Genomic DNA, 12,765 nt, shown 5'->3' with positions numbered 1-12,765 from the left:
GTGCCTTATGAAGCCGGATTTGCGCATTGACGACGATATACATGCCTGCTGCCCGGACTGCCGTCTGGGCTGGCTGATCTATGACGCGGAACCTCGTGAATCCGACGCGTCCGTATGGAACGCGGTGGAGGAGCTGCTGCCCGCATTGAAGGCGCAGCTGGAATCGACGCCCCTTGCCGACATGCCGAATCTCGGCGAGTCGCGCCGCGCGTATCGCGCCTGCGGCAAGGACCCCGGCCGCTGGAGGGTGTCGTCCGAAGCTCTGTACCGGCGCATCCGCCAGGGGCGGGACCTGTACCGCATCAATACCGTGGTGGACGTGAACAATCTCGTTTCTCTGGAAACGGGATTTTCTCTCGGCTCCTATGACAGGGATCGCCTTGAAGGGGGCGTCGTGCTGCGGCGCGGAAAGCCCGGGGAATCGTATCCCGGCATAGGCAAGGACTCCGTGAATCTGGAATGCATGCCTCTTCTGGCCGACGAAGCAGGCCCTGTGGGCAGTCCCACGAGCGATTCCACGAGGGCCATGGTGACGCCGGAAAGCCGTCGCCTGCTGACGGTGATCTATTCCTTTTCCCCGAGGGCGGAACTGGAAAAGGCGCTTGCGCTGGCCGCCGACCGATTCGGAACGCTGGCGGGCGCGTGCAATCTTGAGTTCGGCATAGTGGAGAGAATCAGTTAATGAAGCTTAATTTCAGTGATCGCGGCTTCTGGCTCGGCACGGTGTACTGCGTGCTTGCCGCTCTGGCGTGGGCCATCATCGGGCCCGTGTCCCGCGTGTGCTTTGCAGAAGGCATGGAGCCTGCCACCGTGGCGTTCTGGCGCATGGCCATTTCCGGCGTGTGCTTTCTCATTCACGCCATGCTCGTGGGCGGGCTGCATGCCGGAAAGCGCGACCTCGTGAGCATGGTGCTGTTCGGCGCGATCAACGTTTCCCTCGTGATTCTTTCCCTGCAGATTTCCATTCAGAAAAGCGGCGGAGCCATCGCCATCATTCTCATGTTCACGGCTCCGGCGTGGGTGGCTTTTTTTTCGCGCATTCTGTTTCATGAAGCCATCAACTCGGCCAAGATCACGGCCCTTGCGCTGGCCATGGTGGGCACCAGTCTGGTCTGTCTTTCGGGCGGAAGTCTGGGCGGCGAGGTCTCGTACATCGGCATAGGCTGCGGCCTGCTTTCCGGCTTCACCTACGCCTTCCAGTTTCTGTTCTTTGCCTGGTACAAGGATCGTTATTCCACGCAGGCTCTGTTTGCCATGACCTTTCTTCCTGCGGCGGTGGTGCTTTCCTTCTTCGCGCATTTTCGGCCCATATCCATGCATGCGGCGGGAGCGCTGTTCATTCTCAGCTTTGTCTCGACCTACGTTTCCTATTTCTGGTACGGCCAGTCGCTGCGCTATCTGTCGCCGGTGCAGGCCGCCATTCTGGGCAATCTGGAACCGGTGGTCGGCACGCTGCTGTGCTGGTGGCTCTGGAACGAGAATTTTTCCTTCATCGGCTGGGTGGGCTGCGCGCTGGTCATCGGCTCCGTGCTGCTTCTGACCATGAAACGGTCGTGACTTTTTCCGGCAGGGCCGGATGACGCCGAAGCGCCTCCCCAGGTGGAAGACGCTTCGGCGTTTTTTTATTGGAGCGCGGCCGCGAGCGCGTCGCCGAGGAAGAGGTAGGCGAAGCCGAAGTAGATGAACACCCCGAGCAGATCCATGACGGACGTGATGAGCGGGGAGGAAAGCGTGGCGGGATCCGTGCCCATGCGGCGGGCCAGGAAGGGCAGCGCGAGGCCGATGACGCCGCCGGAGGCCGTGCAGACGAACATGCTGAGGCCCACGGTGAGCAGCACGGGCGCATCGACGCCCTTGGAAACCCAGGCGAGCGAGCCTTCGAGCAGGGCCACGGTGAGTCCGAGCGCGCAGGCCACGGGCAGTTCGCGCCTGAGCACGCGCCACAGATCCGTCATGCCGAGGGTGACGTCGCCCACGGCCATGGCCCGGATCACCAGCGTGGCGGACTGACTTCCCGTATTGCCGCCCATGTCCACGATGGGCGCGATGAAGGCCGCGAGCACGATGACCCGCGAGAGTATTTCTTCCTGCGCGGCCACGAAGTTGCTCGTGACCACGCCGAACACCGTAAGAAAGATGAGCCAGAACGCGCGTACCTTGAACATGCTGAACAGAGGGGATTTGAGCAGATCGAGTTCCGCGTCCCCGGCCGTGGCGGTGCCGCCGAATCGGGCAAGCTGGGAGGCGTCCTGCTCCTTTTCCACGTCCATGGCGTCGTCCACGGTGATGACGCCCAGCATCCTGTTGTGTTCGTCGGTGACGGGCAGGGCCAGCAGATCGTAGCGGCGAATCATTTCTGCGGCGCGTTCCCGGGGCCAGGACGCGCGGGCGCACACAGGGTGGCGGCGCATGACGTTTTCCATGAGCTCGCCGTCGTCGGCGAGAAGCAGGTCCCGGAGCGACGCCGCGCCGAGCAGCCGCTGCTCCCTGTCGAGCACATAGACGACGTAAATGGATTCGCACCTGCCGGCGACGGCGCGCACGGTCTTGAGTGCCGCGGCCACGCGCGTTTCGGGAAGTACGGAAATATATTCGGAAGTGGCGACGGAGCCGGTGCTTTCTTCGGAAAAGGCGGAAAGGCGAATAAGGTCGCGTCGCACGTCTTCGCTCAGAGCGGCAAGCAGAGACTGCTGATCCTGCGGCGGGAGCAGCGCGTAGAAGTCGGCGCGTTCGTCGGAGGGCAGATGTTCAAAGAGCCGCGCCGCCTCGACGGGGGGCAGGGCGTGAAAAATTTGCGTCTGGAGGGCTTCGGGAAAGTAGCCGAAAAGTTCCGCGGCGACTTCGTCGCGCAGTTGCTTCAGAAGCGTGAGCGTCGTGGAGACAGGCAGTTCGGCAAGCGCCTCCGCGGTGTCGGAAGGATGTGCCTTTTCGACGAGTCTTGCAAAGTCGCGGGTGTTGCCGGCATGGGACAGTTCGCAGATGAGACGCAGAATTTCCTTATGGGTCATGACTGTTTTCCTCTGTAATATCGGAAGAAGGGGAGAGAAGGACGGCGACGGACGAATAGTTCGTCGAGCAGCTACTGTGGTTTTCCATGAAGGGTCTCCTTTTGAGAGTGTGGGATGATGTTCTGGGAATGAAGGACGCGGTTCTTCGATGCTCTTTGAGGCGATCTTGAGCGCAGGCGGGCCTGGGGCGGCGGAAACGGCCTGCGGCAGGCTGGCGCGAACAAGCGCGACGGCAAAGACCGCGTCGGCCTGGGACTAACGCAGTGCGGAAGGATGGGGAGGCGTGAAAAAGCGCAGAAACGCGAAGGGGAGGCCCCGCCGGAAGAGGCGGGAGAGGGAAGGATAAAGCATGGGGAGCTCCTCGTCAGGCTGTCCGGCCTGCGGGGAGATGGGGCGCAAGGTCGGTCAGCTCAGGGGGTTGAAGGTGCAGCAGCGTTGACTGGGACTGTCGGAGGACATGATGACTTCCTTGCGTAAGATAGTGTTGATGGGGCAGCAGTAGCCCGTAAAGCGCCGGCCTGTCAAGCGTACAGGATCACACTTTGGGTGAACATGCCGGAAAATTGCGGAGAATTTGCAGGCATGTTTGTCTCAAACGCGTTGCCCGGGAAGGTTTTTACGGTCTTGTTTGCGGGAAGAAAAAAAAGCGATGCCGCAAGTTGCGGACGTGAGAAAAGAGGCGTGAACAGGCGCACGGAAGGACTGATTGTTTCCATCGCGCCTGCGACGGCATGTTGACCTCGGAATCTCGGCCGGTTTGAGAGCTCGTGGCCGAAAAAAAAGCCCGCATTCCTGCGAATGCGGGCTTTGCGGCAGAGAGATGCTCAGGCCTTCTGGGCCTTGATCCAGGCCATGGCATCGGGCAGATTCAGTGTGCCTTCATAGATGGCACGCCCGGAGATGGCTCCCTGAAGGTTGGCTTCCACGCTGAGGGGGTAGAGCTTCTTGATGTCGTCCAGCGTGGCCACGCCGCCTGCGGCCACCACGGGCACGGGGCTTGCGTGCGCAAGGCGCGAGAGCATGGGCATGTTCACGCCGCTCTGCATGCCGTCGCGGGCGATGTCGGTGTAGATGATGAAGGCCGTGCCGTCGCCCACGAGGCGGGGCATGACTTCATCCACGGTGAGTCCGGCGTCGGTCACCCAGCCGCGGGTTTTGAGGCGGCCGTCCACGGCGTCGAGGGAGACGCCGATCTTGCCGGGAAAGAGCGAGCAGAGTCTGGCGTATTCCCGGGGCTTTTCCAGCGCCATGGTGCCGATGATGAGCCTGGCGACGCCGGCGTCGAACCACATGCGGGCGGCGTCTTCGTCGCGCACGCCGCCGCCGAGCTCGATGGGAATGTCGAGCGCGCGGCTGATGCGGGCCACGAGATCGGCGTTGACGCTTTTGCCCTGAAACGCGCCGTCGAGATCAATGAGATGCAGCCATTCGGCGCCCTGCTCCTGCCAGTGCAGGGCGGCGGCCACGGGATCGTCGCTGAAAATGGTGGATTCGTCGGCCTTGCCCTGCTTCAGACGCACGGCCTTGCCGTTCTGCAGATCGACTGCGGGAAAGATGATCATAATCCGAACGCCTCCACGGCCTTGTCCATGCCTTCGGCCGCGAGTTCCTGCGCCGTGACCCAGCTTCCGCCGCGCTTGAAGAAGGTTCCTATTTTGGTGATGTCGCTGGCCAGGGGCTTCTGTTCTTCGGCGAAGTGGCAGCGCATGACGAGCGTCACGGGATTGCGCGCGTCGATGAGGTAGAAGTCCTCGTTGACGGCGGCGGCGGAAACCACGCCGGCCTTGCCGCCCACGCGCTCCTGCATGGTGATGACCTGCGGCACGATGATCATGTCCGCGCCCGCCTTTCTGGCGCGCTCGGCCCAGGTGACGAGGGCGTTGCGGCGGCCGCGTTCATCCTTGGCCATGTCGCCGCTGATGTCGGCGTCGCTCAGGAACACGTAGGGATGCAGGTTGGGATGAAGTTTTTCACGGAACAGCGCGTCCAGACTTTTCAGCGTCTGGTCGGAGATGCGCTTCTGGTCTTCGGGAATGAAGCCGGAAAGCAGTTCCGCGGTCTGAGTGGGCTGCGTGAAGGGTGCAACGGCCACCACGAGATCGGGCATGATGAGGCGCTGCTGTTCCTCGGCTTTCTGGCAGCCGGCCAGCAGGCACAGACTGAACAGAACGAGAAGAAAATGACGGAAAGGCATCAGTCGAGACTCCCCTTGGTGCTGGGCATGCGGTCGTCGCTGCATCGTACAGCCTGCGCCAGCGCAAGGCCCAGTCCCTTGGCGGCGGATTCCAGCAGGTGATGTCCGTTTTTGCCGTACTGGAAGCTAATGTGAAGATTGCACTGCGCCGCCGAGGCCAGCGCCTTGTAGAATTCCCGCCACACGTCTTTTTCCTCGCCGGCGATGACCGGAGGAAGCAGCTCGTCGCCGCGGAATTCCAGCCAGGGACGGCCCGAAAGATCCACGGTGACGTCGGCCAGGGCTTCGTCCATGGGCACGCGGGCCCAGCCCGTGCGGGCTATGCCCTTTCTGTCGCCGAGGGCCTCGCGCAGGGCCCTGCCGAGGCACAGCGCCACGTCTTCCGTGGTGTGATGCGCATCGACGTGCATGTCGCCGGAACAGGTGAGGCTAAGGTCGAATCTGGCCCAGAAGGCCGTGAGCGTGAGCATGTGATCGAGCATGCCGAAGCCCGTGGAAACGGTGGTCTCTCCCCTGCCGTCGAGGCGAAGTTCCAGCCTGACTGAGGTTTCTCCCGTGGAGCGCGAAAGCGTTGCGCTGCGGGGTTCGTCATTCTGCGACATCAGGCTTCCTCCTTGTCTTCGTCGTCGCTTTTTTTGTCTTCCTTTTTCTTGTAGGCCATGGCCGACACGTAGATGCTGACCTCATAGAGCACCAGCATGGGCAGGGCCATCAGGCACTGGGAGAACACGTCGGGCGGCGTAAGTATGGCGGCCACGATGAAGATGACCAGAATGGCGTAGCGGCGGGAGCGCCGCATGAGATCGGGCGTGAGAATGCCGAAGCGCGAAAGGAAATACGCGAACAGGGGCATTTCAAACACCAGGCCGAAGGCCAGCAGCAGCTTGAGCGCAAAGCTGAGATATTCCTCCACCGAGATCATGGGTACGATGGTGTCGGTGGCAAAGCCCATGAAGAACTGGAAGGCGATGGGGAACACCAGGAAGAAGCAGAACGCCGCGCCGGCCAGAAAGAAGATGGAGGAGAAGAAGGCGAGCGGCAGCACGGCCCTTTTTTCCTCGCGATAGAGGCCCGGCGCGATGAAGGCCCACAGCTGATAGAAGCTGAAGGGGCTGGTGCCGAACAGCGACGCTACAAGCGCCACCTTCATGTAGGTGAAGAAGGCTCCCTGGGGCGAGGTGTAGATGAGCTTGCTGCCTTCGGGCATGCAGGCCTGAAGCGGCGCGGAAAGGAAGGCGTAAAGCTGTTCGGACACGCCGTAGAAGGCCACGAAGCCGAGCACCACGATGATGACGATGCGGAACAGACGCCGGCGCAGCTCGTTGAGATGCCCGAGAATGCTCATGGGCACGTCGTCTTCCGCGCCTTCGGGCTCGTCATCGTCGTCGCTGTCGTCGTCGGTTTTTGCCGGAGCCTGAAACGCGGCGAAGGCGGGCGCGTTCTCGTAGGGCGGCGCGGGTTCCTTCGGCGGAGTTTCCTCTGTCTTGTCGTCTTCCGCTTTTACGTCGGCGTTGTCGGAATCTGCCGCGTCTTCAGCACTGCCGGAATCCGGCGTCGCTTCGGCGTCGGGGCCGGAGGCGTCGTCGCGGTTCAGCGCATCGTCGGCTGCGCTCTCGGTCTCATCGGAGCGGGATTCGTCCGAGAAAAGATTGAGAGGGCCGTGCGGGCTGCCGTCCTCGGAAATGTCGGAAAGCTCGTCGTGCTTTTCCGCCGGGGCGTCGGACGCGGCCTGCGGTTCGTCGGCAGCCTTCGGCGCGTCGGATTCGCCTTCGGAAGCGTCGCCCGCAGGCTGATCGGGGCGGAACTCGTGACCGGTGGCTGCGGCCCTGGCCGCGGAAGCGTAATAGGAGGCAAGATCCGGCTTGGCGTCTTTGGCGTCGTTCTGCTTGTCGTCCCCGTCGATCGGGGTCTGGGAATAGTCTTTATCTTCCATACCGGTGATCCGTTCAGGCCTTGTTTTCCGTCTCCGAAACAGAGCTGCCGGTCGAACCGGAAGTCGTCTTTTCACGTTCTGCCGCCTTTTTCGCCTTGGCTTTTTCCTCTTCTTCCTCAAAGGCTATTTCCGTATTGAGGCTGCGCTGAAACTCCGTGGACACGCGGCGGAATTCTCCCATGGCGCGGCCGAGCGTATGCGCTATCTTGGGCAGATTCTTGGGTCCGAGAACGAGAAGGGCCACGACCAGGATGACCAGCAATTCTGTGCTGCCGATGCCGAACATGTATAAAAACTCCTCAAGCGGGTTATCTCTCCGTCAGCCTTGGACGGTAGCATATCGTTGTGGGGCCTTCAAGTGCATCCTTGTCTTCCGCGGGCTTGGCAGAAGGGGCGTTTACGTGTCGTCGCGGGCGGAAAGACCGTCGCCGAAATGCCTGCGGAGCACGTGTCCGCGCGCATCGAAGGTTACGCCTTCGGCCTCCAGCAGGGCGCGCTGACGCGCGGAGCCGTCGGGCGGCATGGGGGCGAGGCTGCCGTCCTTCCGCACCACCCGCTGCCAGGGCACGTCCGGCGGGCAGACGTGCAGCGCCCAGCCGACCTGCCGGGCCATGCGCGGATTGCCGGCAAGAAAGGCGACCTGGCCGTAGCTGACGACCTGCCCCGGCGGCACGGCGCGCACGATGCGATAGGCGAGTTCAAAGAAGTTCATGACGATGTTTTTCGTGGCGGCCTTGAATCCGGTTTCAGGCGACGGGGTTGTGCTTTCTGCGCAGAGAGGCGCTCATTCTCCACCAGGAGAAGAGAAACGTCAGGGAACTCAGCGTCCAGGTGGCGGGATAGATCCAGTAGATGACGGCGATGACGGGGCACAGCGTGAGAAGCGGGGGAAGAATGGTCACGCGCACGGCGCACCAGCAGAGAAGAATGACCGCCATGGCGAACATGGGGCGCCCTGCGCCGCGGAAGGCGGCGGCCAGGCCGTGCGTGCAGGCGGGCAGCAGATAGAAGGGCGCGGCCACGCGGGCGTAGTCTGCGCCGAGACGGATGACCTCAGCATCGCTGCTGAACAGCGACATGAGCTCTTCGCGCCACGTGAAGACGCCCGCGCCGATGAGTTCCGCCAGAATCATGGAAAAGGCGAGGCCGAAGCGCAAACCGACGCGCACGCGCAGCGGATGATGCGCCCCGGTGTTCTGCCCCACGAAGGTGGCAAGGGCGAGCGCGAGACTCATGGCGGGAATGAGGCAGAAGCCTTCTATTTTCTGATACGCGCCGCAGGCCGCCATGGCTGCCGCGCCGAAGGTGTTGATCTGGCTCTGGATGACCACGTTGGACAGGCCGATGACGCAGTTCTGCAACCCGGAGGGAAAGCCGTACACGGCAAGGGGGCGCAGGCAGTGAGCGTGGAAGCGGATGCTTCGCAGGGAAAGATGAAAGGGGGCGTTTGCGCGGCACAGGACGAGGCCGCAGAGCACGGCAGAGAGCAGCTGGGCAATGACGGTGGCCGCGGCGGCCGACCACACGCCCCAGTGGCAGAGACTGATGAAGGCAATGTCGAGCACGACGTTGACCACGGAGGAAAAGATGAGGAAATACAGCGGATAGCGACTGTTGCCCACGGCCTGCAGAATGCTTGCGAGCACGTTGTACACGACAAGGCCGAGAGATCCGGCAAAGTACACGCGCAGGTACTGGGCGGTTTCGGCAAAGACGTCGGCGGGGGTGTTCATCCAGCGCAGAATCTGCGGAGTGAAGACGACGCCGAAGATGGTGAGCGCGAGCCCTGCGGCGATGCCGAAGGCCGCAAGGGTGTGGATGGAGTGACGCATGTCCCGGAATCTTGCCGCGCCGAACTGCTGGGCGATGACCACGCCTGCGCCGAGGCTGATGCCGTTGATGAAGCCTACAAGCAGGAAAATGAGGTTGCTTGTGCCGCTGACGGCGGCAAGGGCCCTGTCGCCGAGCAGATTGCCCACGATGAGGGAATCGGCGGCGTTGTAGAGCTGCTGAAAGAAGTTTCCGAGAAGCAGGGGAACGGCAAAGAAGGTGATGGCCTTCCATATGGAGCCGCCGGTCATGCTGTTTTTTGGCGTGCGCATGGAAAATGTCCGCAAAGCGACGAGTTGGAGCGTTCGGCCGGAAGGGGCCGCTTTGCCCGGCAGTGGGCGGGAACAGAAAGGGCGCGGATGCGCGCGCCGTGCCGCAGAGTAGAGCAGATTGAGAAAAAAGAACAGGGGGCAGGGGCGACGCGGACGCGTCATGGGGAGAACATCGGAAAGATTCGTCGGATGCGGAGATAAAAAAAGCCCCGGAAGCGGGCTTCCGGGGCGGAATGGCTTATTCCCACTCGATGGTAGACGGCGGTTTGGAGGAGATGTCGTACACTACGCGGTTGACGCCCTTCACCTCGTTGATGATGCGGCCGGAAATTTTGGCCAGCAGATCGGCGGGCAGGCGCGCCCAGTCGGCGGTCATGGCGTCCACGCTCTCCACGATGCGCAGGGCGATGACGTGCTCGTAGGTGCGGCCGTCGCCCATGACGCCCACGGTCTTGAGCGGCAGAAGCACGGCGAAGCCCTGCCAGACCTTGCGGTACCAGCCGGAGGCGCGGAGCTCTTCCATGACGATGACGTCGGCCTTGCGCAGGATTTCCAGACGCGGCTTCGTCACTTCGCCGATGACGCGGATGGCAAGACCCGGGCCGGGGAAGGGATGACGCCACAGGATGGATTCGGGAATGCCGAGTTCGGCGCCCACGGCGCGCACTTCGTCCTTGAAGAGTTCGCGCAGGGGCTCGATGAGCTTCATGTTCATCTTTTCGGGCAGGCCGCCCACGTTGTGGTGGCTCTTGATGACGGCGCTCGGTCCCTTGTAGGACACGGACTCGATGACGTCGGGATACAGGGTGCCCTGAGCGAGGAACTTGACGTCGTGACCGGCGTCCTTGATGGCCTGGGCTTCCTTGTCGAAGACGTCGATGAAGGTGTGGCCGATGATCTTGCGCTTCTTTTCAGGATCGTCCACGCCGGCCAGCAGGTTGAGGAACAGATCGGAGGCCTGAACGTACTTGAGGTTCAGATTGAAGTGTTCGCGCAGGTATCCCACGACCTCTTCGCCTTCGTTCTGACGCAGCACGCCGTTGTCCACGAAGATGCAGTGGAGCTGCTGACCGATGGCCTTGTTGAGCAGCACGGCCACCACGGTGGAATCCACGCCGCCGGAGAGCGCGCAGATGACGTGGCTGTCGCCCACGGTTTCGCGCACCTGCTTCACCACGCGTTCCACGAAGGAGCTCATGGACCAGTCGGGCGTGATCTTCGCCACCTTGAAGAGGAAGTTCCGGATCATCTGCGCGCCGTCTTCGGAGTGATGCACTTCGGGGTGGAACTGCAGGGCGTAGATGCGGCGTTCGTCGCAGCTCATGGCGGCCACGTCGAGGGTGGCGGTGCGGCCGGTCACGATGAAGCCGGGCGGAGGCGTCTGCACCTTGTCGCCGTGGGACATCCACACGCGGGAGCTTTTGCCTTCGGCGAGGGAGGCAATGCCGTCCCACAGGGGGCAGTCGGCCACCTTTTCAAAGTCGGCGGGGCCGTATTCGCGGGTTTCGGACTGGGCGAGCACGCCGCCGAGCTCGTGGGCGAGCAGCTGCATGCCGTAGCAGATGCCGAGCACCGGCACGCCGAGTTCAAGCAGGCCCTTGTCGAGGCGGGGAGCGTCCTTTTCGCCCACGCTGGCGGGGCCGCCGGAAAGAATGATGGCGTCGGGATGCATGGCGGCCACGGCCTCGGCGGAGGTGACGCAGGGATGAATTTCGGAATAGACTCCGGCCTCGCGCACGCGGCGGGCGATGAGCTGGGTGACCTGGGAGCCGAAGTCGAGAATGATGACTTTGGACATGCGATTTCCAGAGATGTTGAGGCCCTGCTCCGCGGGTAGGGCGAAGCAGGGCCGTGACGGTTAGTTTTCGACCTTGTAGTTGGGGGCTTCCTTGGTGATGATGACGTCGTGGACGTGGCTTTCACGCAGGCCGGAAGCGGAGATTTCCACCATGTGGGCCTTCTGATAGAGCTCGTCCAGCGTGGAAGCGCCCAGGTAGCCCATGCCGGAGCGCAGGCCGCCCACAAGCTGGAACACGGTGTCGGAAACAGGACCGCGGGCAGGCACGCGGCCCACGATGCCCTCGGGCACCAGCTTCTTGGTGGGGTTCTGGAAATAGCGGTCGGCGCTGCCGGCGCGCATGGCGTCGATGGAGCCCATGCCGCGATAGGTCTTGTAGGCGCGGCCCTGATAGAGAATGGTTTCGCCCGGGCTTTCGTCGGTGCCGGCGAGCATGCTGCCGATCATGACGGTGTGCGCACCGCAGGCGAGCGCCTTGACGATGTCGCCGGAGAACTTGAGGCCGCCGTCGGCGATGCAGCAGCGGTCGGCTTCACGGGCGGCGCGGCTGCCTTCCATGACGGCCGTCACCTGCGGAACGCCGACGCCGGCGACCACGCGGGTGGTGCAGATGGAGCCGGGTCCGATGCCGACCTTCACGGTGTCGGCGCCGGCCTTGATGAGGGCCTTCGCGCCTTCATAGGTGGCCACGTTGCCCGCGATGAGCTGGCAGTTCGGGAAGGTGGAACGCAGCATTTCCACGCTGCGCAGCACGTTGGCGGAATGGCCGTGAGCGCAGTCGAGCACGAGCACGTCGACGCCTGCGGCGAGCAGTTCGGAGGCGCGATATTCGCAGTCCTTGCTGATGCTCACGGCGGCGCCCACGCGTAGACGGCCCTTGTCGTCCTTGCTGGCGTTGGGGTACTGCTGCACCTTGTCGATGTCCTTCATGGTGATGAGGCCGCGCAGCTGGCGGTTTTCATCCACGACGAGGAGCTTTTCGATGCGGTGGGCGTGCAGGTGATGCTTGGCTTCTTCGAGAGTGGTGCCCACGGGCACGGTCACGAGGTTTTCGCGGGTCATCACTTCGCAGACGAGAGTGGTCTGCGGTTCGGTGACGAAGCGCACGTCGCGGTTGGTGAGAATGCCGACGAGCGCGCTGTTCTTCACCACGGGCAGGCCGGAAACGCGGAAGTCGGACATGAGGTCCAGAGCGTGCTGCACCGTGTCGTCGGGGGCGACGGTGACGGGATCGAGAATCATGCCGCTTTCGGACTTCTTGACCTTTTCGACTTCAAGGCGCTGGCGGGCGACGTCCATGTTCTTGTGGATGATGCCTATGCCGCCCTGACGGGCCATGGAAATGGCCATTTCGGCTTCCGTTACGGTATCCATGGCGGCAGAGATGAAGGGTACGCCGAGCTTGATGCTGGGAGTCAGCCATGCCGACACGTCAACCATGTCCGGCGTGACTTCCGAATATTCGGGAACCAGAAGGACATCGTCGAATGTCAATGCCTTGCCAAGCACAGTGGCCATATGTTTCCTCCGGGGTTGGATTAAAATCGGAAAAAGATAGGTCAGGATATCGAGGTGACATGTGCCTGTCAACAGCAGGAATCACGCCCCTCTCATGACTCCGGCCCGGGAGACGGGGGCGGCGGGAACGCAAAAAAGGCCGGAAAGCGTGCTTTCCGGCCTGGAACCATGCGGAGACAGAGGAAAATCAGCAGCGGAGGTTGGAACCCTGG

At 62.7% G+C, this 12,765-nt stretch carries 12 protein-coding genes; 2 read left to right on the top strand and 10 right to left on the bottom strand.

Going from position 1 to position 12,765, the window contains the following annotated elements:
- Positions 1-7 precede the first annotated feature (7 nt).
- Positions 8-682, top strand: a complete 675-nt coding sequence (locus ACZM96_RS00390; protein WP_489486637.1) for a B3/B4 domain-containing protein — start codon at positions 8-10, stop codon at positions 680-682.
- Positions 682-1,557, top strand: a complete 876-nt coding sequence (locus tag ACZM96_RS00385) for a DMT family transporter (protein ID WP_489486636.1) — start codon at positions 682-684, stop codon at positions 1,555-1,557. The genes ACZM96_RS00390 and ACZM96_RS00385 overlap by 1 nt, the downstream gene beginning before the upstream one ends.
- Before the next feature lie 65 nt (positions 1,558-1,622).
- Here the strand turns inward: ACZM96_RS00385 and mgtE are convergent, their stop codons facing one another.
- The 10 genes from mgtE to guaB form a co-directional block, all read right to left on the bottom strand.
- A complete protein-coding gene (gene mgtE / locus ACZM96_RS00380) occupies positions 1,623-3,008 on the bottom strand; it encodes a magnesium transporter (protein ID WP_489486635.1) in 1,386 nt (461 codons plus the stop codon).
- Between the two features lie 824 nt (positions 3,009-3,832).
- Positions 3,833-4,570, bottom strand: a complete 738-nt coding sequence (hisA, locus tag ACZM96_RS00375; protein ID WP_489486634.1) for a 1-(5-phosphoribosyl)-5-[(5-phosphoribosylamino)methylideneamino]imidazole-4-carboxamide isomerase — start codon at positions 4,568-4,570, stop codon at positions 3,833-3,835.
- Positions 4,567-5,202, bottom strand: coding sequence for a nucleoid-structuring protein H-NS (locus ACZM96_RS00370; protein ID WP_294489253.1), 636 nt, complete (start codon positions 5,200-5,202; stop codon positions 4,567-4,569). Before ACZM96_RS00370 ends, hisA begins: the two co-directional genes overlap by 4 nt.
- Positions 5,202-5,804, bottom strand: coding sequence for an imidazoleglycerol-phosphate dehydratase (locus ACZM96_RS00365; protein ID WP_489486633.1), 603 nt, complete (start codon positions 5,802-5,804; stop codon positions 5,202-5,204). The genes ACZM96_RS00370 and ACZM96_RS00365 overlap by 1 nt, the downstream gene beginning before the upstream one ends.
- Entirely contained in the window at positions 5,804-6,547 is a 744-nt protein-coding gene (gene tatC, locus ACZM96_RS00360; RefSeq protein ID WP_489486684.1) for a twin-arginine translocase subunit TatC, read from the bottom strand. Before tatC ends, ACZM96_RS00365 begins: the two co-directional genes overlap by 1 nt.
- Positions 6,548-7,148: 601 nt before the next feature.
- Positions 7,149-7,421: a Sec-independent protein translocase protein TatB gene (tatB, locus tag ACZM96_RS00355; RefSeq protein ID WP_489486632.1), complete on the bottom strand. Its 273-nt coding sequence runs from the start codon at positions 7,419-7,421 to the stop codon at positions 7,149-7,151.
- A 111-nt stretch (positions 7,422-7,532) separates the two neighbouring features.
- On the bottom strand, positions 7,533-7,847 hold the full coding sequence (locus ACZM96_RS00350) for an MGMT family protein (protein ID WP_489486631.1): 315 nt from the start codon (positions 7,845-7,847) through the stop codon (positions 7,533-7,535).
- A 34-nt stretch (positions 7,848-7,881) separates the two neighbouring features.
- Positions 7,882-9,237 (bottom strand): MATE family efflux transporter, encoded by a 1,356-nt coding sequence (locus tag ACZM96_RS00345; RefSeq protein WP_489486629.1) that lies wholly within the window; start codon positions 9,235-9,237, stop codon positions 7,882-7,884.
- A 238-nt stretch (positions 9,238-9,475) separates the two neighbouring features.
- Positions 9,476-11,035: a glutamine-hydrolyzing GMP synthase gene (guaA, locus tag ACZM96_RS00340; protein WP_489486628.1), complete on the bottom strand. Its 1,560-nt coding sequence runs from the start codon at positions 11,033-11,035 to the stop codon at positions 9,476-9,478.
- 60 nt (positions 11,036-11,095) lie between these two features.
- Positions 11,096-12,553: an IMP dehydrogenase gene (guaB, locus tag ACZM96_RS00335; protein WP_489486627.1), complete on the bottom strand. Its 1,458-nt coding sequence runs from the start codon at positions 12,551-12,553 to the stop codon at positions 11,096-11,098.
- Between the last annotated feature and the right edge of the window lie 212 nt (positions 12,554-12,765).

The sequence above is a fragment of the Mailhella sp. genome (genome assembly GCF_057866825.1).
Note: the sequence above shows the minus strand (reverse complement) of the source record. Positions and strands in the feature narration are given on the sequence as shown.

What these genes read in the sequence shown, in the direction of transcription:
- hisA (WP_489486634.1), bottom strand. Translation starts at nt 4,570, where the DNA reads ATGATCATCTTTCCCGCAGTCGATCTGCAGAACGGCAAGGCCGTGCGT.
- ACZM96_RS00370 (WP_294489253.1), bottom strand. Translation starts at nt 5,202, where the DNA reads ATGCCTTTCCGTCATTTTCTTCTCGTTCTGTTCAGTCTGTGCCTGCTG.
- ACZM96_RS00390 (WP_489486637.1), top strand. Translation starts at nt 8, where the DNA reads ATGAAGCCGGATTTGCGCATTGACGACGATATACATGCCTGCTGCCCG.
- mgtE (WP_489486635.1), bottom strand. Translation starts at nt 3,008, where the DNA reads ATGACCCATAAGGAAATTCTGCGTCTCATCTGCGAACTGTCCCATGCC.
- guaB (WP_489486627.1), bottom strand. Translation starts at nt 12,553, where the DNA reads ATGGCCACTGTGCTTGGCAAGGCATTGACATTCGACGATGTCCTTCTG.
- ACZM96_RS00350 (WP_489486631.1), bottom strand. Translation starts at nt 7,847, where the DNA reads ATGAACTTCTTTGAACTCGCCTATCGCATCGTGCGCGCCGTGCCGCCG.
- ACZM96_RS00365 (WP_489486633.1), bottom strand. Translation starts at nt 5,804, where the DNA reads ATGTCGCAGAATGACGAACCCCGCAGCGCAACGCTTTCGCGCTCCACG.
- guaA (WP_489486628.1), bottom strand. Translation starts at nt 11,035, where the DNA reads ATGTCCAAAGTCATCATTCTCGACTTCGGCTCCCAGGTCACCCAGCTC.
- ACZM96_RS00385 (WP_489486636.1), top strand. Translation starts at nt 682, where the DNA reads ATGAAGCTTAATTTCAGTGATCGCGGCTTCTGGCTCGGCACGGTGTAC.
- tatC (WP_489486684.1), bottom strand. Translation starts at nt 6,547, where the DNA reads ATGAGCATTCTCGGGCATCTCAACGAGCTGCGCCGGCGTCTGTTCCGC.
- tatB (WP_489486632.1), bottom strand. Translation starts at nt 7,421, where the DNA reads ATGTTCGGCATCGGCAGCACAGAATTGCTGGTCATCCTGGTCGTGGCC.
- ACZM96_RS00345 (WP_489486629.1), bottom strand. Translation starts at nt 9,237, where the DNA reads ATGCGCACGCCAAAAAACAGCATGACCGGCGGCTCCATATGGAAGGCC.